This is a genomic window from Serratia sp. FDAARGOS_506 (genome assembly GCF_003812745.1).
Lineage (GTDB): Bacteria > Pseudomonadota > Gammaproteobacteria > Enterobacterales > Enterobacteriaceae > Serratia.
On record NZ_CP033831.1, the window covers coordinates 2,255,355 to 2,280,395 of the forward strand.

The 25,041-nt window shown below is 60.1% G+C and carries 22 protein-coding genes; 13 read left to right on the forward strand and 9 right to left on the reverse strand.

Features of this window, described 5'->3' with window-relative positions:
- Window positions 1-303 precede the first annotated feature (303 nt).
- Genes EGY12_RS10835 through EGY12_RS10845 form a run of 3 tightly spaced genes read left to right on the forward strand, consistent with a single transcriptional unit; the run spans window position 304 to window position 3,121 of the window.
- A complete protein-coding gene (locus EGY12_RS10835; RefSeq protein ID WP_123895585.1) occupies window positions 304-1,494 on the forward strand; it encodes an FAD/NAD(P)-binding oxidoreductase in 1,191 nt (396 codons plus the stop codon).
- The gene (locus EGY12_RS10840; RefSeq protein ID WP_123893551.1) at window positions 1,491-1,895 is read left to right on the forward strand and encodes a hypothetical protein; all 405 of its coding nucleotides are present in this window, start codon (window positions 1,491-1,493) and stop codon (window positions 1,893-1,895) included. The genes EGY12_RS10835 and EGY12_RS10840 overlap by 4 nt, the downstream gene beginning before the upstream one ends.
- Before the next feature lie 29 nt (window positions 1,896-1,924).
- Entirely contained in the window at window positions 1,925-3,121 is a 1,197-nt protein-coding gene (locus EGY12_RS10845; RefSeq protein ID WP_123893553.1) for a methionine gamma-lyase, read from the forward strand.
- Between the two features lie 37 nt (window positions 3,122-3,158).
- On the opposite strand, the gene EGY12_RS10850 is transcribed toward EGY12_RS10845, so the two are convergent.
- The 4 genes from EGY12_RS10850 to EGY12_RS10865 form a co-directional block, all read right to left on the reverse strand.
- A complete protein-coding gene (locus EGY12_RS10850; protein WP_123893556.1) occupies window positions 3,159-4,553 on the reverse strand; it encodes an amino acid permease in 1,395 nt (464 codons plus the stop codon).
- A 102-nt stretch (window positions 4,554-4,655) separates the two neighbouring features.
- Window positions 4,656-6,191 (reverse strand): histidine ammonia-lyase, encoded by a 1,536-nt coding sequence (gene hutH, locus EGY12_RS10855; RefSeq protein ID WP_039568876.1) that lies wholly within the window; start codon window positions 6,189-6,191, stop codon window positions 4,656-4,658.
- Complete coding sequence (hutU, locus tag EGY12_RS10860; RefSeq protein ID WP_025159649.1) at window positions 6,188-7,879, reverse strand: urocanate hydratase; 1,692 nt, start codon at window positions 7,877-7,879, stop codon at window positions 6,188-6,190. The genes hutH and hutU overlap by 4 nt, the downstream gene beginning before the upstream one ends.
- Before the next feature lie 374 nt (window positions 7,880-8,253).
- The gene (locus tag EGY12_RS10865; protein WP_123893558.1) at window positions 8,254-9,594 is read right to left on the reverse strand and encodes an aromatic acid/H+ symport family MFS transporter; all 1,341 of its coding nucleotides are present in this window, start codon (window positions 9,592-9,594) and stop codon (window positions 8,254-8,256) included.
- Window positions 9,595-9,916: 322 nt separating this feature from the next.
- Between EGY12_RS10865 and queE the strand changes: the two genes are divergently transcribed.
- Window positions 9,917-10,588 carry a 7-carboxy-7-deazaguanine synthase QueE gene (queE, locus tag EGY12_RS10870; RefSeq protein WP_123893559.1) on the forward strand — a complete coding sequence of 224 codons (672 nt, stop codon included), beginning with the start codon at window positions 9,917-9,919 and terminating at the stop codon, window positions 10,586-10,588.
- Between the two features lie 29 nt (window positions 10,589-10,617).
- Here queE and queD read toward each other — a convergent pair whose 3' ends face one another.
- Window positions 10,618-10,977 carry a 6-carboxytetrahydropterin synthase QueD gene (queD, locus tag EGY12_RS10875; RefSeq protein ID WP_004932638.1) on the reverse strand — a complete coding sequence of 120 codons (360 nt, stop codon included), beginning with the start codon at window positions 10,975-10,977 and terminating at the stop codon, window positions 10,618-10,620.
- A 436-nt stretch (window positions 10,978-11,413) separates the two neighbouring features.
- On the opposite strand from queD, the gene cysJ reads away from it, so the two are divergent.
- From cysJ to EGY12_RS10890, 3 genes are all read left to right on the forward strand, one after another.
- Window positions 11,414-13,216, forward strand: coding sequence for an NADPH-dependent assimilatory sulfite reductase flavoprotein subunit (gene cysJ, locus EGY12_RS10880; RefSeq protein ID WP_123893561.1), 1,803 nt, complete (start codon window positions 11,414-11,416; stop codon window positions 13,214-13,216).
- On the forward strand, window positions 13,216-14,931 hold the full coding sequence (gene cysI / locus EGY12_RS10885; protein WP_060442158.1) for an assimilatory sulfite reductase (NADPH) hemoprotein subunit: 1,716 nt from the start codon (window positions 13,216-13,218) through the stop codon (window positions 14,929-14,931). Before cysJ ends, cysI begins: the two co-directional genes overlap by 1 nt.
- Window positions 14,932-14,992: 61 nt before the next feature.
- Window positions 14,993-15,727: a phosphoadenylyl-sulfate reductase gene (locus EGY12_RS10890; protein WP_123893563.1), complete on the forward strand. Its 735-nt coding sequence runs from the start codon at window positions 14,993-14,995 to the stop codon at window positions 15,725-15,727.
- 55 nt (window positions 15,728-15,782) lie between these two features.
- Here EGY12_RS10890 and EGY12_RS10895 read toward each other — a convergent pair whose 3' ends face one another.
- Window positions 15,783-16,853 (reverse strand): aminopeptidase, encoded by a 1,071-nt coding sequence (locus EGY12_RS10895; RefSeq protein ID WP_123893565.1) that lies wholly within the window; start codon window positions 16,851-16,853, stop codon window positions 15,783-15,785.
- Window positions 16,854-17,114: 261 nt separating this feature from the next.
- Between EGY12_RS10895 and cysG the strand changes: the two genes are divergently transcribed.
- The 5 genes from cysG to EGY12_RS10920 all read left to right on the forward strand — a co-directional run bounded on the left by cysG (window position 17,115) and on the right by EGY12_RS10920 (window position 21,954).
- Window positions 17,115-18,545, forward strand: coding sequence for a siroheme synthase CysG (gene cysG / locus EGY12_RS10900; RefSeq protein ID WP_123893567.1), 1,431 nt, complete (start codon window positions 17,115-17,117; stop codon window positions 18,543-18,545).
- Between the two features lie 22 nt (window positions 18,546-18,567).
- Complete coding sequence (gene cysD, locus EGY12_RS10905) at window positions 18,568-19,476, forward strand: sulfate adenylyltransferase subunit CysD (RefSeq protein WP_004932620.1); 909 nt, start codon at window positions 18,568-18,570, stop codon at window positions 19,474-19,476.
- Between the two features lie 11 nt (window positions 19,477-19,487).
- A complete protein-coding gene (gene cysN / locus EGY12_RS10910) occupies window positions 19,488-20,915 on the forward strand; it encodes a sulfate adenylyltransferase subunit CysN (RefSeq protein WP_123893569.1) in 1,428 nt (475 codons plus the stop codon).
- Entirely contained in the window at window positions 20,854-21,543 is a 690-nt protein-coding gene (gene cysC, locus EGY12_RS10915; protein ID WP_077791524.1) for an adenylyl-sulfate kinase, read from the forward strand. The genes cysN and cysC overlap by 62 nt, the downstream gene beginning before the upstream one ends.
- Before the next feature lie 84 nt (window positions 21,544-21,627).
- Window positions 21,628-21,954: a DUF3561 family protein gene (locus tag EGY12_RS10920; protein WP_004932611.1), complete on the forward strand. Its 327-nt coding sequence runs from the start codon at window positions 21,628-21,630 to the stop codon at window positions 21,952-21,954.
- Window positions 21,955-22,006: 52 nt separating this feature from the next.
- Here the strand turns inward: EGY12_RS10920 and EGY12_RS10925 are convergent, their stop codons facing one another.
- From EGY12_RS10925 to EGY12_RS10935, 3 genes are all read right to left on the reverse strand, one after another.
- Window positions 22,007-22,729 (reverse strand): amino acid ABC transporter ATP-binding protein, encoded by a 723-nt coding sequence (locus EGY12_RS10925; protein ID WP_123893571.1) that lies wholly within the window; start codon window positions 22,727-22,729, stop codon window positions 22,007-22,009.
- Entirely contained in the window at window positions 22,713-23,432 is a 720-nt protein-coding gene (locus EGY12_RS10930) for an amino acid ABC transporter permease (RefSeq protein ID WP_123895586.1), read from the reverse strand. The genes EGY12_RS10925 and EGY12_RS10930 overlap by 17 nt, the downstream gene beginning before the upstream one ends.
- A 114-nt stretch (window positions 23,433-23,546) precedes the next feature.
- Entirely contained in the window at window positions 23,547-24,317 is a 771-nt protein-coding gene (locus tag EGY12_RS10935) for a basic amino acid ABC transporter substrate-binding protein (protein ID WP_123893573.1), read from the reverse strand.
- 403 nt (window positions 24,318-24,720) lie between these two features.
- Between EGY12_RS10935 and ftsB the strand changes: the two genes are divergently transcribed.
- Window positions 24,721-25,041: a cell division protein FtsB gene (gene ftsB / locus EGY12_RS10940; protein WP_016929043.1), complete on the forward strand. Its 321-nt coding sequence runs from the start codon at window positions 24,721-24,723 to the stop codon at window positions 25,039-25,041.

Genomic DNA, 25,041 nt, shown 5'->3' on the forward strand with positions numbered 1-25,041 from the left:
CCGATTCGGTTGCTAAATAAAAACCCGCTGCGGCGGGTTTTTTTATCCTAAACGCCTGGAATATTGCCTTATAAATAATAAGCTATTTATACTTAAGGGCGTATTTTAGCGGTTATTTAAAACGATAACGCTACGATAAAAATGAAATCCAGCTTTTTATATTCCAATTTTCTTTGCTTTATAATTATTCGTTACTAGACTGCCAATGAGGCAGAGTTATTTATCGCCGTCCTGCCGGTTAACCTTTTCACTAGCATATTGTTTAAATTCTGCCGGGTTGCTAACCGGTTGGGTGAGGGCTTGATGCGACAGAGAATCGTTATTGTCGGCGGTGGAACCGGGGGCACTATATTAGCCAATTTGTTGGCCGCTAAACTGCACCGGGAGATCTTGAATAATAAAGTTGAGTTATTAATGATATCGGATTCGCCGCTGCATTATTACAAGCCGGCGTTTATGTATGTCGCGTTCAATGCTTTTTTCAAACCGGAGCTCACGCGCTCACAGCGGAGTTTATTGCGGCCCGAAATACAGTTTATTGTTGATAAAGCGGAATCTTTCGATTTAAAGCAGCGAAGTATAGCCACGCAAAGCGGTAAAAATTATTCCTATGACTTTCTGGTCTTTGCGACCGGCTGTGTCCCCTGGCCGGAGCGCATCGAGGGATTGGCGCAGGCGGGCGATCATTTTTACCAGTATCAGGCCGCCAGGCGGTTGGCGCATAAACTGGCTACCATCGAGAAAGGGCGTATCTTTATCACTGTTTCCTTCCCCGAAACACCCAATGTGCCCCATCAGTGCGGCATTGCACCGATTGAAACCACCTTGATGCTGGACGACTACCTGCGGCGTCGCGGTGTACGTAAGGCGGTGGAGATCGTTTATACCTACCCGACCATTTCCCAACTGCTGCGCAACTGCCTGTTTTTGCAGCGGCCAACCGGCGAAGCGCTGCCCGCCATTTTCGCGGCGCGCGATATCCACCATCAGCGTGGCTTTACGCTCAATCGGGTGGATGCGCAGCGCCATATCGCCTATTCCGCCGAGGGAGAGGAACAGCCGTTTGACATCCTGATGGCGACGCCGCCGATTCGTGCGGTGGAGGCGGTGCGCAATACCGGGCTGAGCGATATTCAAAACGGTGAGGGCTGGTTGCCGACCGATCACCAAACGTTACAGGTGTACGGCCAACAGGGCATATACGTGATCGGCGACACCGTGGATCTGCCGGTCAGCAAAGCAGGAGGTTCTTGCCACAACCAGGCACCGGTGATCGCCGACAACATCGTGGCGGAAATACGGCTGGGGCAAACGGTCAGCCATTACGATGGCAAAGTGCAGGCGATAGCGCAAATGGGGCTGCACGCGGGCATGCCGCTGGTCTACGACTACCGGCATGACGTACTGCCGACCCCGGCTACCAAGGTGGGGGGCATGCTGCGTAACGGCTTTAATCGCGGCCTTTATTGGGCCACGGTAAGGGGGCTGATATGACGGAAAGTACGGTACATGGCGACGAACTCCAATCGCTGGCGGGGTTGCTGGAAAAACTGCGGCCGCTGCTGGCCGGTGGGCGGCTGGACAACGTGGTCGATCTGCTGTCGTTGCTATCGGACTTAGTGGATATCGCCGACAACGCGCTGGTAGAAAAACTGGCCGGCGTGTTTGAAGGGCTGGTTACGGCCGGTTGGGAGGGAGGGACTGCGTTGAAGATGGCGCACAGCGAGCTGCAATTGAACCCACCGCCTGCCAATTTTCGTGCGGCTTACACCTTGCTGAAGCATCCGGACACCTTGCTGGGCATCATGTTGCTGCTGCGTACTCTGCAAATCATCGGCCAGCGCACGCGGGACAGCGCATTGCCGCTCTCGCTCCAGGATGAGCCATTGAATTAAGCTTTCCCACTCAGGTAAGGAGTTGCGTTATGTCCGCCATCACGACTGGCCACGCTTTCGCCACCCGCGCCATTCATTACGGCTACGATCCTCTGCAGCATCAGGGGGCGCTGTGCCCGCCGGTGTTTATGAGTTCCACCTTTACTTTTCCCACGGCGGAATATGGCGGTGCTTGTTTTGCCGGCACCGAGCCGGGGTATTTCTATTCACGTATCGCCAACCCGACCCTGAATCTGCTGGAACAGCGCATCGCCAACCTTGAAGAAGGGGAAGCGGCGGTGGCGTTCGCGTCAGGCATGGGGGCGATCACCGCCTGTTGCTGGACGTTGCTCAACCCGGGCGATGAGCTGATCGTCGATGAAACGGTGTATGGTTGCACCTTCAGCTATTTTCATCACGGTTTGGCGCGTTTTGGCGTCAAGGTAATCCACGTTGATATGACCAGGCCAGAGCAGCTGGCTGCGGCGATTGGCCCGCATACCCGATTGGTGTATTGCGAAACGCCGGCCAACCCAAACATGCGATTGATCGATATCGCCGCTGTAGCGGAGATCGCCCACCGGCATCAGGCGCTGTTGCTGGTGGACAACACCTATTGCACGCCGTACCTGCAGCGGCCGCTGACGCTGGGCGCCGATATCGTGGTGCACTCGGCCACCAAATATCTTGGCGGTCACGGCGATCTGTTGGCCGGAGTGGCGGTGACGAGTGAGGCGCTGGCGCAGGAGATACGTTTGGAGGGGCTGAAGGATATGAACGGGGCTGTGTTGTCGGCGCAGGACGCTGCATTGGTGCTGCGTGGGTTGAAGACGCTGCCGCTGCGTATGGAGCGGCACTGCGACAACGCCCAGCGTCTGGCCGAGGTGTTGTCGGATCATCCGGCGGTGGCGCGGGTTTACTATCCAGGCTTGGCAAGCTTCCCGCAACATGCGTTGGCGCAGCGGCAAATGGCGCGATACGGCGGCATGCTGGCGTTTGAATTGCGCGGTGGCATGACGGCGGGCATTCGTTTCCTCAACGCGCTGCAGCTCATCTTGCGTGCGGTCAGCCTGGGAGATTGTGAGAGCCTGGCGCAGCATCCGGCCAGCATGACTCACTCGGCCTACAGCCCGGAAGAACGGCGACGGCATCATATCAGTGAAGGACTGGTGCGTTTGTCCGCGGGGTTGGAGGAGTTTGAGGACCTGCGGGCGGATGTCCTGCAAGCGTTGGCGCAGGCGCAATAAAAAAACCCGCCGCGGCGGGTTTTAGCAGAAGCGAGCGTTACATCTGTTGCGTCGCTGCGGTCACCGGCGAACCGCCGCCTTTCTTGCGCACCCACAGCCAGTAGGCCACGGTGAGGAAAGCGATCCACACCAGCCCGACGTACAGCGCGATGCGGCTCTCTTCGAAGTAGCCGAGCAGACCGATAACGAACACCATAAAGGCGGTCGCCAGCGCCGGCGCCACCGGCCACCACGGCACAGGGAAGCTCAGCTGACGGGTTTCTTCCGGCGACAACGTGCGGCGCATGGCGACCTGCGACAGCAGGATCATCAGCCACACCCAGACGGTGGCGAAGGTGGCGATCGAGGCGATGATCATGAAGATCTTCTCCGGGATCAGGTAGTTGAGTACCACCGCCAACAACAGGGCGACCGACATCACCAGCACCGTCATCCACGGCACGCCGCTGGTGGTCAGTTTGGAGAAGCTACGTGGTGCCTGGCCGTCCTGCGCCATGCCGTACATCATGCGACCGGCACCGAAGATATCGCTGTTGATGGCGGAGATAGCGGCGGTGATCACTACCACGTTCAGCACGTTGGCGGCGGAGCTGATGCCGAGGTTGCTGAAGATCTCCACGAACGGGCTGCCGTTCTGACCGATGCTGTTCCACGGGTAGATCGCCATCAGCACAGTGAGCGTCAGTACGTAAAACAGCAGGATGCGCACCGGTACGGCGTTGATCGCTTTTGGCAGCACTTTAGCGGGGTCTTTCGCCTCGCTGGCGGTGATGCCGATGATCTCGATGCCGCCGAAGGCGAACATCACGACCGCCAGCGAGGCGACCACGCCGCCGATACCGTTAGGCATAAAGCCGCCGTGCTGCCACAGGTTACTGATACCGGTGGCGTGCTGGGTTTGGCCAAAGCCGAACAGCATCACTGCCGCGCCGCCGACGATCATCGCCACGATGGCGGCGACTTTGACCAGCGATAGCCAGAACTCCAGTTCACCGAATACCTTGACGCTGCACAGGTTGAGCGCGCCGATAAACAGAATGATGCTGAGTACCCAGACCCACTGCGCGACGTCCGGGAACCACAGTCCCATATAGATGCCGAAGGCGGTGACGTCCGCCAGGGCGACGATCACCATTTCAAAGGTATAGGTCCAACCGGTGAGGAACCCGGCCAGCGGGCCGAGATAGTGGCTGGCGTAGTGGCCGAACGAGCCGGAAACCGGCTGGTGCACCGCCATTTCACCCAGCGCGCGCATTACCATGAACACCGCCGCGCCGCCCACCAGGTAGGCCAGCAGCACGGCCGGGCCGGCCAGTTGGATGGCGCCGGCGGAGCCGTAGAACAGGCCGGTGCCGATCGCCGAGCCGAGAGCCATGAAACGGATGTGCCGCGCGTTTAGTCCGCGTCTGAGTTGTGTCGTTTCGTTACGCATGTTGCTTCCCGTTAAGTGTTTGCCGAACAGGCACGCGCTGCCCGCGCCGGGTGGAACGCACCCGGCGGGGCAGAACAAACTGCGTGATTCAGAGTGTGATGATTATGCCTGGCTAGGCAGCAGCGCCGCAGGCAGCAGCGATGTCAGGTGACCGGCCGCCAAGAGTTGGCTGGCGGCTTCAATGTCGGGGGCGAAGAAACGATCCTTGTCGTAGAAACTGACATGCTCGCGCAGCAGACGGCGCGCCTGCTCCAGACCTTCCGAGGTCTTCAGGCCGTTACGGAAATCCAGGCCCTGGCAGGCGGCCAGCCATTCGACCGCCAGAATGCCGCGCACGTTGTCCGCCATGCTCCACAGGCGGCGACCGGCGGCCGGCGCCATGGAAACGTGGTCTTCCTGGTTGGCGGAGGTCGGAATGCTGTCGACGCTCGACGGGTGCGCCAGCGCTTTGTTTTCGCTGGCCAGCGCCGCGGCGGTCACCTGGGCGATCATGAAGCCGGAGTTTACGCCGCCGTTTTCCACCAGGAACGGTGGCAGCTGCGACATGTGCTTGTCCATCATCAGCGAGATGCGGCGTTCGGACAGCGAACCGATCTCGGCAAACGCCAGCGCCAGGTTATCGGCGGCCATTGCTACCGGTTCGGCGTGGAAGTTGCCGCCGGACAGCACGTCGCCCTGTTCGGCGAACACCAGCGGGTTATCGGAGACGGCGTTGGCTTCAATTTCCAGCACTTCAGCGGCCTGGCGGATCTGCGTCAGGCAGGCGCCCATCACCTGCGGTTGGCAGCGCAGGGAGTAGGGGTCCTGCACTTTCTCACAGTTGCGGTGCGAGTCGGAGACTTCGCTGCGCGCCCCGAGCAGGTGGCGATAGGCGAGGGCGGCGTCGATCTGGCCGCGCTGGCCGCGCACTTCGTGGATGCGCGCATCGAACGGGCTGCGGGAGCCCAGCGCCGCTTCTACCGTCAGACTGCCCGCCACGGTCGCGGCGGCGAACAGATCTTCGGCATCGAACAGGCCGCGCAGCGCGAAGGCGGCGGAGACCTGGGTGCCGTTCAGCAGCGCCAGGCCCTCTTTCGCCGCCAGCGTCAGCGGTTTCAGGCCGGCCTTGGCCAGCGCTTCGGTCGCCGGCAGCCACTGGCCCTGATGGCGCGCCTGGCCTTCGCCCAGCAGAACCAGACTCATATGCGCCAGCGGCGCCAGGTCGCCGGAGGCGCCGACCGAGCCCTTCAGCGGGATATGCGGATAGACTTCGGCGTTGACCAGCGCGATCAGCGCCTGGATGACTTCCAGACGAATACCGGAGAAGCCGCGCGACAGACTGTTGATCTTCAGCACCATAATCAGGCGCACCAGGTTGTCGTCGGTCGGCTCGCCTACGCCGGCGGCGTGTGACAGCACGATCGAACGCTGCAGGTTTTCCAGATCGTCGCGAGCGATGCGCGTCGAAGCCAGCAGGCCAAACCCAGTGTTGATGCCGTATGTAGTGCGGTTTTCTTCAACGATGCGTTCCACGCAGGCCACGCTCTGCTGGATTGGCGCGTACGCATTGTCGTCCAGCGTCAGCGTTACCGGGTGTTGATAGACTTCACGCAGTTGAGCCAGCGTGAGTTTGCCTGGGCGAATAGTCAGCGCTTTCATGCTTTTTCTCCTTGGGTCGCGGCAACCATCGGCAGGTTCAGGCCCTGTTCGCGGGCGCAGTCGATAGCGATATCGTAACCGGCGTCGGCGTGACGCATGACCCCGGTAGCCGGGTCATTGTGCAGGACGCGGGCGATGCGCTCGGCTGCCTCGTCGGTGCCATCGCAGACGATCACCATGCCGGAATGTTGGGAGAAGCCCATGCCGACGCCGCCGCCGTGGTGCAGGGAAACCCAGGTGGCGCCGCTGGCGGTGTTCAGCAGGGCGTTCAGCAACGGCCAGTCGGAAACCGCATCGGAACCGTCTTTCATCGCTTCGGTTTCACGGTTCGGGCTGGAAACGGAGCCGGAATCCAGGTGGTCGCGGCCGATGACGATCGGGGCGGACAGTTCGCCGCGGCGCACCATCTCGTTGAACGCCAGGCCCAGCTTGGCGCGCTGGCCAAGGCCAACCCAGCAGATGCGCGCCGGCAGGCCCTGGAAGCTGATGCGCTCGCGCGCCATGTCCAGCCAGCGGTGCAGGTGTTCGTCATCCGGGATCAGCTCTTTCACCATGGCGTCGGTTTTGTAGATGTCCTGCGGATCGCCGGACAGCGCCGCCCAGCGGAACGGCCCGATACCGCGGCAGAACAGCGGACGGATGTAGGCCGGCACGAAGCCCGGGAAGTCGAAGGCGTTGTCGACGCCGGTTTCTTTTGCCATCTGGCGAATGTTGTTGCCGTAGTCGAAGGTCGGCACGCCCATCTGCTGGAACGCCAGCATGGCTTTTACGTGGTCGGCCATCGACTGTTTGGCGGCGGCGACCACTTTAGCCGGTTCGGTCTGCGCGCGTTGGCGGTATTCTTCCCAGCTCCAGCCCTTCGGCAGGTAGCCGTTCAGCGGATCGTGGGCGCTGGTCTGGTCGGTGACCATGTCCGGGCGTACGCCACGGCGGACCAGCTCAGGCAAGATTTCCGCCGCGTTGCCGCACAGGGCGATAGAGATGGCTTTGCCTTCTGAGGTGTATTTTTTGATGCGGGCCAGCGCGTCGTCCAGATCTTTAGCCTGCTCATCGACGTAGCGGGTTTTCAGACGGAAATCGATGCGGCTCTGCTGACATTCGATGTTCAGCGAACAAGCGCCCGCCAGGGTCGCGGCCAGCGGCTGTGCGCCCCCCATGCCGCCCAGGCCGGCGGTCAGCACCCAGCGGCCCTGCAGGCTGCCGTCGTAGTGCTGGCGGCCCGCTTCGACGAAGGTCTCATAGGTACCCTGGACGATGCCCTGGCTGCCGATGTAGATCCAGCTGCCGGCGGTCATCTGGCCGTACATGGCCAGACCTTTGGCGTCCAGTTCGTTGAAGTGTTCCCAGGTCGCCCAGTGTGGCACCAGGTTGGAGTTGGCGATCAGCACGCGCGGCGCGTTGCTGTGGGTTTTGAATACGCCGACCGGCTTGCCGGATTGCACCAGCAGGGTTTCGTCTTCTTCCAGCGTTTTCAGGGTTTCGACGATCTTGTCGTAGCAATCCCAGTCGCGCGCGGCGCGGCCGATGCCGCCGTACACCACCAGCTCGTGTGGGTTCTCCGCAACTTCAGGATCGAGGTTGTTCATCAGCATGCGTAACGGCGCTTCGGTCAGCCAGCTTTTTGCGTTTAATTGTGTGCCGCGTGGCGCGCGTACATCGACATTGCGAACTTTGTTATTTGTAGTCACAGCAGTTTCCTCAAACAGTATCGGTGCAGATTTCATGCCGCGGTGGGGATGAGTACCACGGCATAACAATGCGTAGGGCTTATTAACATATACTTGTATGTACAAGCATATGCAACACTGACCAGTTGCCGCTGAAAAGTGGCATAAGAAAAAGTTATTTTCTTTTTATATCAGGTTGATATGCGATTTTTTATCGCCGGCTTCATGTGTGGAAAGCCGGAGAAAAGTGAGCTGTTCGGCAAAAATGAATTAAAATTGACTCATTTTTGGGCGGCTAGTCACAATATTTTTACAGACTGATTACAGTTGCGGCCAGCGGATAAACCAACCCGTGTTGCCACGGGGAATAAGCCCGCCGGGGCGGGCTTTACGGCTCAGGCCGCCGGTTGCAGCGCCGGCTTGCGGGTCATCTTGCATACCGTGGCGATGGCGGCGATCAGCGCCGGTACGCACAGGAACATCAGGATGCTCTGTACTTCCCACTGCATCGCCAGCAGTTGGGCACCCATCATGGTACCGGCGACGCCGCCGAAGCGGCCGATGCCCTGCATCCACGCGATGCCGGTGGCGCGGCTGTGGGTGGGGTAGAAGGTGGCCGCCAGCGTTTGCAGCCCGGACTGCGCGCCGTTCATGGTGACGCCCATCAGGAAGATGAAGGCGCCCAACAACACGATATGCTTGTCCTCGGTGGCCATCGCCACGATCAGTAAGGCGGTGGCGACAAAGCCGCTCGAGACCACCTTATGCGCATTCCAGCGATCCATCAGCCATCCGGCCACCAGAATGCCCAGCGTGCCGCCGAAGGTGAACAGCGAGGTGAGCATCGCCGACTGTTCCAACTGATAACCTAACCCCTGCATCAGGATCGGCATCCAGCTCAGCAACACGTAGTAGATCACCAGCCCCATGAAGTAGGTCAGCCACAGCATCAGCGTGCCGAGCAGATAAGGGCGGCTGAACAGCAGGCCGATGCTGGTCTTGGTCTGCGTCAGCTTCTCTTCGTACAGGTAAAAACGCGTCACGCCGTCGAGGCTCTGGCTGACGAAACGTTGCGCGATGCGCTTGATCTTCGCCGCATCCTGCCCGCGGTTGACCATGTATTTGACCGATTCCGGCAGCAGCAGGATCAGCAAGACCGTCAATGTCAGCGGCGCAATGGCACCGAGCAGCAGCACGCTGTGCCAGCCGTAGCTCGGGATCAGCCACGATGAAATGGCGCCGCCGCCGGCAGCGCCCAGCGGAAAGCCGCAGTACATGGTGTTGATCGCCAACGAACGGCAGCGCTGTGGCGCGTATTCGGAGATCAGCGTGATGGCGTTGGGCATCGCCGCCCCCAGACCGAGGCCGGTGAGGAAGCGCCACAGCGTCAGGCTATTGAGTGAACCGGCGTAGGCGGTGGCCAGGCTCGACAGGCCGAAGAACAGGCAGGAAAACACCAGTACGCGCTTGCGGCCGATGCGGTCGGAGATCGGCCCGGCGATCAGCGCGCCGAGTGACAGCCCCAGTAGCGCGGCGCTCAGCACCGGCCCCAGATCCTGTTTGACGATGCCCCAGTCTTTGGCGACCGAGGGAGCGATATAGCCCATGGCGGCGGTATCGAAACCGTCGATGGCGAGGATCAGGAATCCGAGAATGATCAGGGTCCAGTGAAACAGCGAAAACTTGCTGTCGTCGATGGCCTGTTGAATGTTTAACTCGCTGGTGGAATGAGTCATGGCACCCTCTAAACGCAGATGTAGTCGTGATGGAACGTGGCCGAAACTGGCGCCCGGCTTGTGTTTGCTTGTATATACATCTGCGCGTCGAGGCTTTATGTCAAATATATTTATCTTATACGTTAAATAAATGTTGTTTTTGCGAAGCAGGTTACACCGTGAATGAAAGATCAGAACCCGTCGAACAAATTAGATAAACGCCATGGGCGGTGAGATATGCTGGTGGCGGCGCTGAGAATAAAATTTAATACAATGTTGGCCGTTTGGTCGTCGGGCCGGAATCTGCGATAATCGCGTTTTACTTTTCCAGATTGAGAAACCGATGCAGTACCCGATCAATGAGATGTTCCAAACCTTGCAGGGCGAAGGCTTTTTCACCGGCGTGCCGGCCATTTTTATCCGCTTGCAGGGCTGCCCGGTAGGGTGCAGTTGGTGCGACACCAAACATACCTGGGAAAAGGAAGCCAATCGGGAAGTCGACCTGCAAAGGATCCTGGTCAAAACAGAAGAGAGCGATGCCTGGGGCAACGCCAACGCCGAACAGCTGTTGGCAGTGATACGCCAACAAGGCTACACCGCCCGGCATGTGGTGATCACCGGTGGTGAACCCTGCATCTACGATCTGACGCCGCTGACTGAGCTGTTCGAACAGCATGGTTACGGCTGCCAGATTGAAACCAGCGGCACCCACGAGGTGCGCTGTTCCGCCAAAACCTGGGTGACGGTTTCGCCGAAGGTGAATATGCGCGGTGGTATGAAGGTGTTGGATCAGGCGCTGCGGCGCGCCGACGAGGTGAAGCATCCGGTAGCGCGCGAGCGCGATATCGAGGCGTTGGACACGCTGCTGGCGACGCTGCAGGACGATAAGGCGCGGATCATTGCGCTGCAGCCGATAAGCCAGAAAGAAGAGGCGACTCGCCTGTGCATCCAAACCTGCATCGCGCGCAACTGGCGGCTGTCGATGCAGACCCACAAGTATCTGAACATCGCCTAAAATCAGGGCGCCTTTGCGGCGCCCTTTCTTTAACCTTTATATACGCATCCCGCGGTACAGGTCTCTTTCACCATCACCGCAGTCAGTTCCGGCAACTGGGGCTTGAGCTGCTGCCAAATCCAGGCGGCGAGCACTTCGCTGGTGGGATTTTCCAATCCTGGAATATCGTTCAGATAATGGTGATCCAGCCGCTCCCAGATCGGGGAAAACACAGCCTTGAGCTCGGCGAAATCCATCACCCAACCGGTGTGGGGGTCCACTTCACCGGTCACTTCCAGACGCACCATAAACGAATGCCCATGCAGACGGCCACATTTATGGCCCTCCGGTACGTGCGGCAAACGGTGTGCGGCTTCAAACTGAAAATCTTTAAACAGCGTGGTTGCCATTATTACGGCCTCATTGACTCAAAAACCGCCGCATAGTACCGGAAAGCGCGTCTGCTTGCCATTTATACCGTTATGGTCTAGCGCCGTGGCAACCGCGCTCGGTTAACACTTTTTTTGTTTGGTGTTCGCGGTACCTATCGGCTGCGGTAATGAGCCGAAATGTCGAACGGTGAAAAAATGATGAAAAAAAGCGCTTTAATTTCATCTGGATAAAAAAGTTTGTTTAACGGTTTAAGCGTTATCCCTTACCAGAAAAACAGCTTAGTCATTTTGGTTATGATTTATTGCTATCCCTTATTTAATCGTTGCTATTCTGCTCGGTAACCTTACAAACTCTCCTGATCTTTTCCGCACACCCGACGCAGTGAAGAGACAGCGACTGACACTGGCGCGCGCCTGGCAGGAAAGGCGCTAAGTATAGGAAATAAGTACAGCAATGACGACTCAGGCTCCTCCAACATCTTTGCTCCCGCTGACGCCCGAACAGCTGGCGCGCTTGCAGGCGACGATCGGCGACTATTCGCCGACGCAGCTGGCGTGGCTGTCCGGCTATTTTTGGGGCATGGTCAATCAACAGCCCGGAGCCGTGGCCATTGCGCCTGTCGCCCCTGCGGCTGCCGCCGGCATCACCATCATTTCCGCTTCGCAGACCGGCAATGCGCGCCGCCTGGCGGAGCAGCTGCGCGACGATCTGCTGGCTGCCAATCTGAGCGCCACGCTGATCAGCGCCGGCGACTACAAGTTCAAGCAGATAGCCCAAGAACGGCTGCTGGTGATCGTCGCCTCCACGCAGGGGGAGGGCGAGCCGGCGGAAGAAGCGGTGGCGCTGCATAAGTTCCTGTTCTCGAAGAAGGCGCCGAAGCTGAATGATACCGCTTTTGCGGTGTTCGGGCTGGGCGACACCTCTTATGAGAATTTCTGCCAGTCAGGTAAAGATTTCGACGGCAAGCTGGCCGAGCTGGGCGCCGAGCGCCTGGTGGAGCGCGTGGACGCCGACGTGGAGTACCAGGAACTGGCCGCCGCCTGGCGCAAACAGGTGGTGTCGGTGCTGAAGGCGCGCGCGCCGGCGGAAAGCGCTGCGCCGGGCGTGTTGGCCAGCGGCGCGGTCGATCTGCTCGACAGCAGCCCGTACAGCAAGGAACAACCGCTCACCGCCCAACTGGCGGTAAAGCAGAAAATTACCGGCCGCGCGTCGGATAAAGACGTGCGCCATATCGAAATCGATCTGGGCGACTCCGGCCTGCGCTATCAGCCAGGCGACGCGCTCGGCGTATGGTTCGACAACGATCCGGCGCTGGTAGACGAACTGGTGCAACTATTGTGGCTGAAAGGCGACGAACCGGTCGAGGTGGAAGGGCAGACCCTGCCGCTGGCGCAGGCGCTGCGCAGCCATTTCGAACTGACGCAGAACACCACGCCGATCGTCGATAAATACGCCGCGCTGTCGCGCGATGAAAAGTTGATCGGTCTGTTGGCGGATAAAGCCGCGCTGCAGCAGTACGCGCACAACACGCCGATCGTCGACATGGTGCGTCAGGCGCCGGCGGATCTGAGCGCCGAACAGCTGGTCGGTCTGCTGCGTCCGTTGACGCCGCGCCTGTACTCCATCGCCTCTTCACAGGCGGAGAACGAAAGCGAAGTGCATATCACCGTGGGCGTGGTGCGTTACGACATCGACGGGCGTGCCCGCAGCGGCGGCGCCTCCGGTTTCCTGGCTGATCGCCTGGAGGAAGACGGCGACGTGCGGGTGTTTATCGAGCACAACGACAACTTCCGCCTGCCGGCCAATCCGGAAGCGCCGGTGATCATGATCGGCCCTGGCACCGGCATCGCGCCGTTCCGCGCCTTTATGCAGCAGCGCGACGCCGACGGCGCCGGCGGCAAAAACTGGCTGTTCTTCGGCAACCCGCACTTTACCGAAGACTTCCTGTATCAGGTCGAATGGCAGCGCTACGTGAAAGACGGCCTGTTGACCCGCATCGATCTGGCCTGGTCCCGTGATCAACAACATAAAATATACGTACAAGACAAACTGCGCGAACAGGGCGCGGAAGTGTGGCGCTGGATTCAGGAAGGCGCGCACATTTACGTCTGCGGCGATGCCAATCGCATGGCGAAAGACGTGGAAAACACATTACTGGAACTGGTGGCCGAGCACGGTGGCATGGATACCGAGCAGGCGGATGAATTTTTAAGTGAGCTGCGCCTTGAGCGCCGTTATCAGCGAGATGTTTACTGATGAGTGATAAACACCCCGGGCCTTTGGTAGTCGAAGGCAAACTGGCCGATGCGGAGCGCATGAAGAAGGAGAGCCACTTCCTGCGCGGCACTATCGCCGAAGATTTGAACGACGGCTTGACCGGCGGCTTCAACGGCGACAACTTCCTGTTGATCCGTTTTCACGGCATGTACCAGCAGGATGACCGCGATATTCGCGCCGAACGCGCCGAGCAGAAACTGGAGCCGCGCCACGCCATGATGCTGCGCTGCCGCCTGCCGGGCGGCATCATCAGCCCGCAGCAGTGGCTGGGCATCGACAAGTTCGCGCAGGAGAGCACGCTGTACGGCAGCATTCGCATCACCAACCGCCAGACGTTCCAGTTTCACGGCATCCTGAAAGGCAACGTCAAACCGGTGCACCAGCTGCTGAACCGCCTGGGGCTGGACGCGTTGGCGACCGCCAACGACGTGAACCGCAACGTGCTGTGCACCTCCAATCCAGTGGAGTCCGAGCTGCATCAGGAAGCCTACGAGTGGGCGAAGAAGATCTCCGAACACCTGCTGCCGCGCACCCGAGCTTACGCCGAGGTGTGGTTGGATCAGGAGAAGGTGGCCACTACCGACGAAGAGCCGATTCTGGGGCCGACCTACCTGCCGCGTAAGTTCAAAACCACGGTGGTGATCCCGCCGCAGAACGATGTCGATCTGCACGCCAACGACATGAACTTCGTGGCGATCGCCGAAAACGGCAAGCTGGTGGGCTTCAACTTGCTGGTGGGCGGCGGGTTGTCCATCGAGCACGGCAACAAGAAAACCTACGCCCGCCAGGCCAGCGAGTTCGGCTACATTCCGCTCGAGCATACGCTGGCGGTAGCGGAAGCGGTGGTGACCACGCAGCGCGACTGGGGCAACCGCACCGATCGCAAGAACGCCAAAACCAAATATACGCTGGAGCGCGTTGGGGTGGACGTTTTCCGCGCCGAAGTGGAAAAGCGCGCCGGCGTCACCTTCGCCCCGATCCGGCCGTATGAATTCACCGGCCGCGGCGATCGCATCGGTTGGGTGAAGGGCATCGACGATCAATGGCACCTGACGCTGTTTATCGAGAACGGCCGCCTGCTGGACTATCCGGGGCGCCCGCTGAAGACCGGCATGGCGGAGATCGCCAAGATCCATAAAGGCGACTTCCGTCTGACGGCGAACCAAAACGTGATCATCGCCGGCGTGCCGGAAAGCGAGAAGGCGAAGATCGAAGCCTTGGCGCGCGATCATGGCTTGATCGACGACGAGATCAGCGAACAACGCAAGAACTCGATGGCCTGCGTGTCGTTCCCGACCTGCCCGCTGGCGATGGCGGAGGCCGAGCGCTTCCTGCCACAGTTCGTCACCAAGGTGGAAGGGATCATGCATCGGCACGGGGTGGGCGACGAGCATATCGTGCTGCGCATCACCGGCTGCCCGAACGGCTGCGGCCGCGCACTGCTGGCGGAGTTGGGGCTGGTGGGCAAGGCGGTCGGCCGCTATAACCTGCATTTGGGCGGCAACCGTGAAGGCACGCGCATTCCGCGCATGTACCGCGAGAACATCAACGAAGACGAGATCCTGAGCGAGATCGACCTGTTGGTGGGGCGCTGGGCGAAGGAGCGCAACGCCGGCGAAGGCTTCGGCGACTTCACCATCCGCGCGGGCATCGTCAAACCGGTGCTGGATCCGGCGCGAGATTTCTGGGAGTGAGGCCGTGCGCCCCCTGGGCAGAGGGGCCGCACAGGCAATTTCAAGTAGCAGGAGAGACAACATGGCTGAATTCGATCTGGCGGCGCTGAACGCGTTGCCCAAATCCGGGCAGGCGCTGGCATTGGCGGTGGTCAACGGCCAACTGGAGACCTTCAGCGCCGAACAGCGCGTTGCATGGGCGCTGGAGCATTTGCCCGGCGAGTTCGTACTCTCGTCCAGTTTCGGCATTCAGGCGGCGGTATGTCTGCACCTGGTGACGCGCATCCGGCCGGATATTCCGGTGATCCTGACCGACACCGGTTACCTGTTCCCGGAAACCTACCGCTTTATCGATCAACTGACCGACCAGTTGAAGTTGAATCTGCAGGTGTTCCGCGCCGAACAGTCTCCTGCCTGGCAAGAGGCGCGCTACGGCAAGCTGTGGGAACAGGGCGTGGAAGGGATTGAAAAGTACAACCAGATCAACAAGGTCGAGCCGATGAACCGCGCGCTGGAGACACTGGGGGCGCAGAGCTGGTTCGCCGGCCTGCGGCGCGAGCAGTCCGGCAGCCGAGCCAATCTGCCGGTGCTGGCGGTGCAGCGTGGGGTGTTCAAGATCCTGCCGATCATCGACTGGGACAACCGCAAGATTTACCAGTATCTGACCGAACACGGGCTGAGTTATCACCCGCTGTGGGAGCAGGGCTATCTGTCGGTAGGCGATACCCACACCACCCAAAAATGGGAACCGGGCATGAGCGAGGAAGAGACGCGTTTCTTTGGCCTCAAGCGCGAGTGCGGCCTGCACGAAGGCTAAACGGCGCGATCAACATGACAGGGCTCAGCAATGCTGGGCCCTGTTTTTTTACGGGCTACTTTTTCTTCTGTGCTTTCGGCGGGTGCGCCTGCGCCAGCTCTTTGATCAGCGGCAGCAGGATCTGCACGCTGTCGCGGCTGCGTTTGTCGATCCGCCCCGGCAGGTAGCGATCCAGGTACTGCAGGTTGTCATACTGCGGACGGTGCCAGGTGATGCCCTGCGGGAAGTGCGGGCTCACGGCGCGCTGCTGGTAGCCGTCCTTGTCGCCCAGCGACCAGTTGGTGGCCTCCACCGACAGCACCGGGATGCCCGCCGCATCGAATACCTCTTGATCGGAGCAGCAGCCGGTGCCCTTCGGATGCTGTGCGCTGCCCGGATTGCTGGCGGCGGCGATGCCGTAGCGGTGGGCGATATCCAGCGCGCGATCGCGAGAGCGTTTCGCCATCTGCGGCGGCGTGTTGCGCCCGGCGTTGAAGTACAGACGATCGCCGGTGATCAGGCTGTCGAGGTTGATCACCAGCACGGTGTTGCTTTTCTCTTCCGCGCTCATGCGCTGCAGGTAGTTCTGTGCGCCCAGCGAGCCGATCTCTTCGGCGCTGGTGGCGACGAAGCGCAGGCCGTAGGCGGTGGGGATGTTCTTCAGGCGCTCCGCCAGTTCCAGCATCACGCCGATGCCGGAGGCATTGTCGTCAACGCCCTGCAGCGTCAGGCCGCCGAGGTTGTTATCCAGATCCTCGTCGCTCTGTGGCGTGTAGGTGTCGAAGTGGGCGACGATCACGACCTGTTTCGGGCTATCGCCGTTGCGGGCGGCGATCACCGAGCTGGCGGTGACGTTGTTCCAGTTCTTCTTGCCGTCTTTGCTGGTGTAGAGATAGCGCGTGTTGACGCTGCGAATATCACTTTGGTAACCCATCTTGGCGAACTGCTGCTTCAGGTAGTCGGCGGTGAGCAATTCGGCCGGGCTGCCCGCCATGCGGCCGGGGAAGTAAGTGGCGATGTGGCGGGTCTGTTCGGCGGCGAAACGGCCCATTGGCGCGTCTTTTGCGGGCTGTGCGGCACAAACGCTGAAGACGCCGCCGAGTGCGAGGGCCAGCAGGCTGGTCTTCAGGTAAAAACGGGAAAACATACCGAAAAATCCTTCTTTGCTATCGGCGCTGCCGATCATTTTTCTGCGGCACCCAGTATGAGACGCCGCGCGGCATTACACAATTTCCCCGTCTCTTAATTTTCGCGCGAATGCGCAAACCGCCGCCGCAGTTATCACCGTTTGCCTCTGGTGTTGCAGCCTATATTCCATAAAGGAACTAATCATTCCTTTTCGTCATTTCAGAGGCTAAATCTCAGCCCGTATAGTCACACTATCTTTCTGTTATATGAAAAGGCTGTTGTGGACTATCTACCAATATTCGCCGACCTGAAACAACGTCCGGTGCTGGTCGTTGGCGGTGGTGACGTGGCTGCGCGCAAAGTCGATCTGCTTCAGCGCGCCGGGGCTGAAATACGGATAGTTGCGCAGTCGCTCTCACCGGAACTGGAACAACAACGTCAGCAAGGGCATCTGCTCTGGCTGGGGAAAACCTTTGACCCGCAGCAGTTGGACGACGTGTTTCTGGCGATCGCCGCCACGGACGACAACGCGTTGAACGCCGCGGTGTTCGCCGAGGCGGATAAACGCCGGGTGTTGGCCAACGTGGTGGACGACCAGCCGCGTTGCTCGTTCATTTTCCCGTCGATCATCGATCGCTCGCCGCTGGTGGTGGCCGTATCGTCCAGCGGCCAGGCGCCGGTGCTGGCGCGCTTGCTGCGTGAAAAGCTGGAGGCGTTGCTACCCGCCAGTTTGGGGCAGATGGCGCAGGTGGCGGGCCGCTGGCGCGGCCAGGTCAAACAGCGGCTGGCCTCGATCGGCGAGCGGCGCCGTTTCTGGGAGAAAACCTTCGGCGGCCGTTTCGCCACGCTGGTGGCCAACGGCCAGACGGCGCAGGCGGAGCAGCAGCTGGAGCAGGATTTGCAACGCTTCACCGCAGGCGATGAAGGCGCGCAGGGCGAGATAGCCCTGGTGGGCGCCGGGCCGGGCGACGTGGGGCTGCTGACCCTGCGCGGGCTGCAGGTAATGCAGCAGGCGGATGTGGTGCTGTATGACCACCTGGTCAGCGGCGAGATCCTCGATCTGGTGCGCCGCGACGCCGAACGCATCTGCGTGGGCAAACGCGCCGGCGCACACTCGGTGATCCAGGAAGAGACCAACCGGCTGCTGGTGGCGTTGGCGCAGCAGGGTAAACGCGTGGTGCGCCTCAAGGGCGGCGATCCGTTCATCTTTGGCCGCGGCGGCGAAGAGCTGCAGGTCGCCGCCGCTGCCGGCATTCCGTTCCAGGTGGTGCCGGGCGTCACGGCCGCAGCGGGGGCAACCGCCTACGCCGGCATTCCGCTGACGCACCGCGACCACGCGCAGAGCGTGACCTTTATCACCGGCCACTGCCGCCCCGACGGCGATGGCCTGGACTGGGCCGATCTGGCCCGGGCGCGGCAGACGCTGGCTATCTATATGGGCACCATGAAGGCGGCGGACATCAGCCAACGCCTGATCGCCCACGGCCGCGCTGCCGAAACACCGGTGGCGGTGATCAGCCGCGGCACGCGCGCCGATCAGCAGGTGCAGATCGGCACGCTGGAACAACTGGAACACCTGGCCCAACGGGCGCCGCTGCCGGCGCTGTTGGTGATCGGCGAAGTGGTGGAACTTCACCATCAAATCGCCTGGTTCGGACATCAATCGCAGACGGAAGGGGCCGCGCGCCCGGCCGTCGTGAATTTGGCATAGGCAAGGCTTTTAAGGACCTGTTATGGACGAAAAACGACTCACTCATTTGCGGCAATTGGAGGCGGAGAGTATCCATATCATCCGTGAAGTCGCCGCTGAATTCGCCAACCCGGTGATGCTGTACTCCATCGGTAAGGACTCTTCCGTGATGCTGCATCTGGCGCGCAAGGCGTTCTTCCCCGGCACGCTGCCATTCCCGCTGCTGCACGTCGATACCGGCTGGAAGTTCCGCGAAATGTACGAATTCCGCGATCGCACCGCGAAGGAGTACGGTTTCGAGCTGCTGGTGCATAAAAACCCGGAAGGGGTGGCGATGGGCATCAACCCGTTCGTGCACGGCAGCGCCAAGCATACCGACATCATGAAGACCGAGGGCCTGAAGCAGGCGTTGAACAAGTACGGTTTCGACGCCGCCTTCGGCGGTGCGCGGCGCGACGAGGAGAAATCGCGTGCCAAAGAGCGTATCTATTCGTTCCGCGATCGCTTCCATCGCTGGGATCCGAAGAACCAGCGGCCGGAGCTGTGGCACAACTACAACGGTCAGATCAACAAAGGGGAGAGCATCCGCGTCTTCCCGCTGTCGAACTGGACCGAACTGGATATCTGGCAATACATCTTCCTGGAAAAGATCGACATCGTACCGCTGTACCTGGCGAAACCGCGCCCGGTGGTGGAACGCGACGGCATGCTGATGATGGTGGACGACGATCGTATCGATCTGCAGCCGGGCGAAGTGATCAGCCAGCGCATGGTGCGCTTCCGCACTCTGGGGTGCTGGCCGCTGACCGGTGCGGTGGATTCGCAGGCGCAAACCCTGCCGGAGATCATCGAAGAGATGCTGGTCTCCACCACCAGTGAACGCCAGGGGCGGATGATCGATCGCGATCAGTCCGGCTCGATGGAGCTGAAAAAGCGTCAAGGATATTTCTAAGGAGCCGCCGGATGAACAACGCAATCGCACAACAAATCGCTGACCAGGGGGGCGTCGAATCCTACCTGCACGCGCAGCAACACAAGAGCCTGCTGCGTTTTCTGACCTGCGGCAGCGTCGATGACGGCAAAAGCACCCTGATCGGCCGCCTGCTGCACGATACCCGCCAGATCTATGAAGATCAGCTGTCGACACTGCACAGCGACAGCAAACGCATCGGTACCCAGGGCGAGAAGCTCGATTTGGCGCTGCTGGTGGACGGTCTGCAGGCCGAGCGCGAGCAGGGCATCACCATCGACGTGGCCTATCGCTATTTCTCGACCGAAAAACGCAAATTTATCATCGCCGATACTCCAGGGCATGAGCAGTACACCCGCAACATGGCCACCGGCGCCTCCACCTGCGATCTGGCGATCCTGTTGATCGATGCGCGCAAAGGGGTGCTGGACCAGACTCGTCGCCACAGTTTTATCGCAACCCTGCTGGGCATTCGCCATCTGGTGGTGGCGGTGAACAAGATGGATCTGGTGGACTACCAGGAAACGGTGTTCGAGCAGTTCAAACAGGATTACCTGACCTTTGCCCAGCAGCTGCCAGGCGATCTGGACATCAAATTCGTGCCGCTGTCGGCGCTGGACGGCGACAACGTGGCGAGCGAAAGCGCCCATATGCCGTGGTACAGCGGCCCGACGCTGCTGGAAGTGCTGGAGAGTGTTGACGTGGTCAGCGAGCGAGAAAACCAGCCGCTGCGCTTCCCGGTGCAGTACGTCAACCGCCCGAACCTCGATTTTCGCGGCTATGCCGGTACGCTGTCCGCCGGCGTGGTGCGGGTGGGGCAACGGGTCAAGGTGCTGCCTTCCGGCGTAGAGTCCAGCGTGGCGCGTATCGTGACCTTCGACGGCGATCTGCAAGAGGCGGTGCCGGGCGAGGCGATTACGCTGGTGCTGAAGGATGAGGTGGACATTAGCCGCGGCGATCTGCTGGTCGACGCCGGCGAAAGCCTGCAGGCGGCGCAGAGCGCGCTGGTGGACGTGGTATGGATGGCCGAGCAGCCGCTGGTGCCGGGCCAGAGCTACGACATCAAGATCGCCGGTAAAAAGACCCGCGCCCGCGTGGAGAGCATCCGCCATCAGGTGGAGATCAATACGCTGGCGCAGCACCCGGCAGACACGCTGCCGCTTAACGGTATCGGTCTGGTGGAGCTGACTTTCGACGAGCCGCTGGTGCTGGACAGCTATCAGAGCAATCACGACACCGGCGGGCTGATCTTCATCGATCGCATGAGCAACGTCACGGTGGGCGCCGGCCTGGTGCGCGAAACGCTGCAGGCCGCATCGGCGGCGCACGGTGAGTTCAGCGCCTTCGAGCTGGAGCTGAATGCGCTGGTGCGCAAGCACTTCCCGCACTGGGGCGCACGCGATCTGCTCGGTGGTCGATAAGGTGGCCGCCGAACTGAGGGCGACCGGGCCGGACGATGAGAACGTGGTTTGGCATCCGCACGCGGTGACGCGCGCGGATCGCGAAGCGCGCAACGGCCATCGCGGCGTGGTGCTGTGGTTTACCGGGCTGTCCGGCTCGGGCAAATCCACCGTCGCCGGCGCGCTGGAGCAGGCGCTGCACGGGCTCGGCGTCAGCACCTATCTGCTGGACGGCGATAACGTGCGCCACGGCCTGTGCCGCGATCTCGGCTTCTCTGACGAGGATCGGCGCGAGAACATCCGCCGGGTGGGGGAAGTGGCCAAACTGATGGTGGATGCCGGGCTGGTGGTGCTGACCGCGTTTATTTCGCCGCACCGCGCCGAGCGGCAGATGGTGCGCGAAATGCTCGGCGACGATCGCTTTATCGAAGTGTTCGTCGACACGCCGTTGGCGATCTGCGAGGCGCGCGATCCGAAGGGATTGTATAAAAAAGCGCGCGCCGGCGAGCTGCGCAATTTCACCGGTATCGACGCGGTTTACGAGGCGCCGCAGCAGCCGGAAATCCACCTTGATGGCCAACAATTGGTAACAAATTTGATTGCGCAATTGTTAGACGTGTTGCGTGGTCAGGCTATTATCAAACCCTGAATTCAAAAAAAGCGTGTGGCGTTTTTCGCCATGCGCTTTTTACTCTAAGCCGCCGCAGAGCGAGCCGAATAACCAGGGATCACTATGCAAAATGTCACGCCTATCTTGATCGACTCCAAGCAGTCAAAACAGGAGAGAGAGGAGCCTTCTTATTCTTTCCTGGGCGGCGTCAGCGGCTTTGTTTTCTACTGGCTGGCGTTCGCGTTGCCGTTTCTGGTTTACGGTTCCAACACGCTGTTTTTCCTGCTCTATACCTGGCCGTTCTTCCTGGCGCTGATGCCGCTGTCGGTGCTGATCGGCATTACCCTCAGCATGCTGTTGCGCGGCCGTCTGATCCTGACGCTGCTGCTGACCGGCGCCATCGTGCTGTGCCTGTTCTGGCTGGTGTTCAGCTTCTTGACCGGGTGGTGAGAGAGCGGGCGCCGATGCCGGCGCCCGAAGGATTGCAAAGCGGTGCCGAAAGTTACAAAACTTTGCTCAGAAATGCCTGAGTGCGCGGATTGGCCGGATGGCTGAAGATCTGCTGCGGCGTACCTTCCTCCTGAATGATCCCCTGATCGATAAACAGCACCCGATCGGCCACCTCGCGGGCAAAGCCCATCTCATGCGTGACCACCACCATGGTCATGCCCTCGTGTGCCAGCGATTTCATTACCGCCAACACTTCGCCCACCAGCTCCGGATCGAGCGCGGAGGTAGGTTCGTCGAACAGCATGATCTTCGGCTCCATCGCCAGCGCGCGGGCGATCGCTACCCGCTGCTGCTGGCCGCCGGACAGACTGTTGGGGTAGGCGTCTATCTTGTCGAGCAGCCCGACCTTGTGCAGCAGCTGCTCGGCTTGCGCGATGGCTTCGGCGCGCGGCCGTTTCTTCACGCTCACCGGTGCCATGATGATGTTTTCCAACACCGTCATGTGCGGGAACAGGTTGAAGCGCTGGAACACCATACCCACGCTTTCACGCATCTTGTTCAGGTCGGTTTTTTGATCGTGGCCGGCGAAGCCGTTGACCTCGATCTCGCCGCCGGAGAGCGTTTCCAGCGCGTTGATGCAGCGCAGGAAAGTGCTTTTACCCGAGCCGGAAGGGCCGATGACGCACACCACTTCGTTGGCGGCGATCCGGCAGGAAATGCCGCGCAGCACGTGGCTTTCGCCGAACTGTTTTTGCAGGTTATGTACGCGAATCACTTTTACCGAACCTCTTTTCCATGTGTTGCACCAGCAGCGAAAGCAGGAAGGTGATGACCCAATAGACCAGCGAAATAGTCAGATAGGGCTCCCAATAGGTGGCGTAGGCGCCGGAGACGGTGCGGGCGGCATAGGCCAGATCCGCCAGGCCGATGGCGGAGGCCAGCGAGGAATCCTTGACGATGGCGATGGCATTGTTGCCCAGCGGCGGCAGCATGCGGCGGAAGGCCTGCGGCAGGATCACCTGGCGCATGGTCTTGCCGTAGCTCATGCCCAGTGAGCGCGAGGCCTCCATCTGGCCGCGGTCGATCGACTGGATCCCGGCGCGGAAAATCTCCGATACATAGGCGCCGGCATTGAGCGTGATCGCCACCACGCAGGAGAGAAAGGCACCGTAGTCGGCGCGCAGCGCGCGGGCAAAATCGACGCTCATCAGGCCGCTGGTGACCAACAGGCCGTCGCGCGGGTTGATGAACAGCGGCACCAGCGCGAAGTGCACCACCATGATTTGTACGAACAGCGGCGTGCCACGAAAGGCGCTGATGTAAATGCGCACCGGCCACTGAATACCGTAATACAGGATGGGTTTCCAGATGCCATGCGGCGCCTGCGCCAAACGGCCCAGCCCGAGGATCAATCCCCAGGTGGTGCCGAGCAGCACGCAGATAATGGTGCATTTGATGGTCATCCAGGCGCCTTCCATAAACAGCGGCGCGTATTCCTGGATGATCTCCCAGCGGAAGTTCAAAGGGTATTCCTTCTTGGTAGGCTGAAACGGTGGTGCGCCGACGGCCTGGTGGGCGCCGGCGACAAGGCATTATTCCGCCGGCAGCGTCGGTACGTTGCTATCGAACCAGGTTTGGTAGATCTTGGCGTAGGTGCCGTCGGCGACGATCTTCTTCAGGCCGGCGTTGATCTTGTTACGCAGTTCGTCGTTGCCTTTGGCGACGGCGATGCCGAAATACTGGCGCTCGAACTTGGCGTCGGGCACCAGTTTGAAGGCTTTCTCCGGATGGGTCTTGATATAGAATTTGGCCACGCCGACGTCACCGACCGCCGCGCCGATGCCGTCTTCATACAGTTCCTGCAGCATCAGCGGGGTATTGTCGAAGCGCTTGATGGCGGTGCTGTTTTTGCCCAGTACGTCGGACACCACGATGTCGCCGGTGCTGGAGTTCACCACGCCGACCTTCAGCGCTTTCAGCGCGGCGATGGAGTCAACCGTCGAGTCTTGCGGCACCACGATAGCCTGCTCGGCCGGGAAGTAAGGCGCCGAAAAATCAACCATTTGTTTGCGCTTGTCGGTGATGGTGATGCCGGAAATGATGATGTCGCGATCGCCGGAATTCAACGTGGCGAAGATCCCTTCCCACGGCGTATTGATCAGTTTGATTTGGAAGCCTTCGGCCTTGGCCACCGCTTTGATGATATCGATGTCGAAACCTTCCAGCTGTTTTTGGCTGTTTTCAAATTCGAACGGCCGATAGGTGCCGCCGGAACCGACGACGTAGGTAGGTTCAGCCGCCAACGCGGCCGTGGAGAAGGTGGCGGCCAGGCAGACGCCGATCAGAACTAAACGTTTTAACATCGCGATCCCCGATAATGAAAGGTTATATATTGGAATTATTTATGCACTAGTAGTGCATAAAAATAAGCTTCAATGAATGAAAGTACAACCCCTGCATCAGGATTATTCCCTCTATGGTGTTAAATATTCACTTTATGCGTTGCCGTGGCGCAAGCGATGGGTCAGGAAGCGGCGTTGCAGTGGTTCTTGCTGCATAATGGGTGAAGGGCAGTGTGTGTCTCATTGAAAAACGTGTCGCGCGCATCGGGTGCAAGGGGCTTTTTTTGCCGCTTTCGCCGCGGATTTAGGCGATAAACTCGGGAACTCTTCATCCGTATTCTGAATTTGGCGTTGAAATGCCGCTCTCAGTGTGGAGTCCAACGAAAAGTTGTGGGATGATTGGTCGGTTTTTCAGGGGGCGGAGATGGGAAAACTTACGCTGCTATTGCTGGCATTGCTCGGTTGGTTACAGTATTCACTGTGGCTGGGCAAAAATGGTATTCACGATTACGTGCGGGTCAATGAAGACGTTGCGGTCCAGCAGGGCAACAACGCCAAGTTGAAAGCGCGTAACGATCAGCTGTTTGCCGAAATCGATGATTTGAACGGCGGACAGGAAGCGATCGAAGAGCGTGCGCGTAATGAGCTGGGCATGATTAAGCCCGGTGAGACTTTCTATCGTCTGGTTCCTGACCAATCCAGACGCAACGCGGCGTCTTCCTCGCAAAACAACGCACAAAAATAA

Bases quoted from the DNA above. Each gene is read 5' to 3' on its own strand.
- EGY12_RS10835 (WP_123895585.1), top strand. From the start codon at position 304: ATGCGACAGAGAATCGTTATTGTCGGCGGTGGAACCGGGGGCACTATA.
- EGY12_RS10840 (WP_123893551.1), top strand. From the start codon at position 1,491: ATGACGGAAAGTACGGTACATGGCGACGAACTCCAATCGCTGGCGGGG.
- EGY12_RS10845 (WP_123893553.1), top strand. From the start codon at position 1,925: ATGTCCGCCATCACGACTGGCCACGCTTTCGCCACCCGCGCCATTCAT.
- EGY12_RS10850 (WP_123893556.1), bottom strand. From the start codon at position 4,553: ATGCGTAACGAAACGACACAACTCAGACGCGGACTAAACGCGCGGCAC.
- hutH (WP_039568876.1), bottom strand. From the start codon at position 6,191: ATGAAAGCGCTGACTATTCGCCCAGGCAAACTCACGCTGGCTCAACTG.
- EGY12_RS10865 (WP_123893558.1), bottom strand. From the start codon at position 9,594: ATGACTCATTCCACCAGCGAGTTAAACATTCAACAGGCCATCGACGAC.
- queE (WP_123893559.1), top strand. From the start codon at position 9,917: ATGCAGTACCCGATCAATGAGATGTTCCAAACCTTGCAGGGCGAAGGC.
- queD (WP_004932638.1), bottom strand. From the start codon at position 10,977: ATGGCAACCACGCTGTTTAAAGATTTTCAGTTTGAAGCCGCACACCGT.
- cysJ (WP_123893561.1), top strand. From the start codon at position 11,414: ATGACGACTCAGGCTCCTCCAACATCTTTGCTCCCGCTGACGCCCGAA.
- cysI (WP_060442158.1), top strand. From the start codon at position 13,216: ATGAGTGATAAACACCCCGGGCCTTTGGTAGTCGAAGGCAAACTGGCC.
- EGY12_RS10890 (WP_123893563.1), top strand. From the start codon at position 14,993: ATGGCTGAATTCGATCTGGCGGCGCTGAACGCGTTGCCCAAATCCGGG.
- EGY12_RS10895 (WP_123893565.1), bottom strand. From the start codon at position 16,853: ATGTTTTCCCGTTTTTACCTGAAGACCAGCCTGCTGGCCCTCGCACTC.
- cysD (WP_004932620.1), top strand. From the start codon at position 18,568: ATGGACGAAAAACGACTCACTCATTTGCGGCAATTGGAGGCGGAGAGT.
- cysN (WP_123893569.1), top strand. From the start codon at position 19,488: ATGAACAACGCAATCGCACAACAAATCGCTGACCAGGGGGGCGTCGAA.
- cysC (WP_077791524.1), top strand. From the start codon at position 20,854: ATGCGCTGGTGCGCAAGCACTTCCCGCACTGGGGCGCACGCGATCTGC.
- EGY12_RS10920 (WP_004932611.1), top strand. From the start codon at position 21,628: ATGCAAAATGTCACGCCTATCTTGATCGACTCCAAGCAGTCAAAACAG.
- EGY12_RS10930 (WP_123895586.1), bottom strand. From the start codon at position 23,432: ATGGAAGGCGCCTGGATGACCATCAAATGCACCATTATCTGCGTGCTG.
- EGY12_RS10935 (WP_123893573.1), bottom strand. From the start codon at position 24,317: ATGTTAAAACGTTTAGTTCTGATCGGCGTCTGCCTGGCCGCCACCTTC.
- ftsB (WP_016929043.1), top strand. From the start codon at position 24,721: ATGGGAAAACTTACGCTGCTATTGCTGGCATTGCTCGGTTGGTTACAG.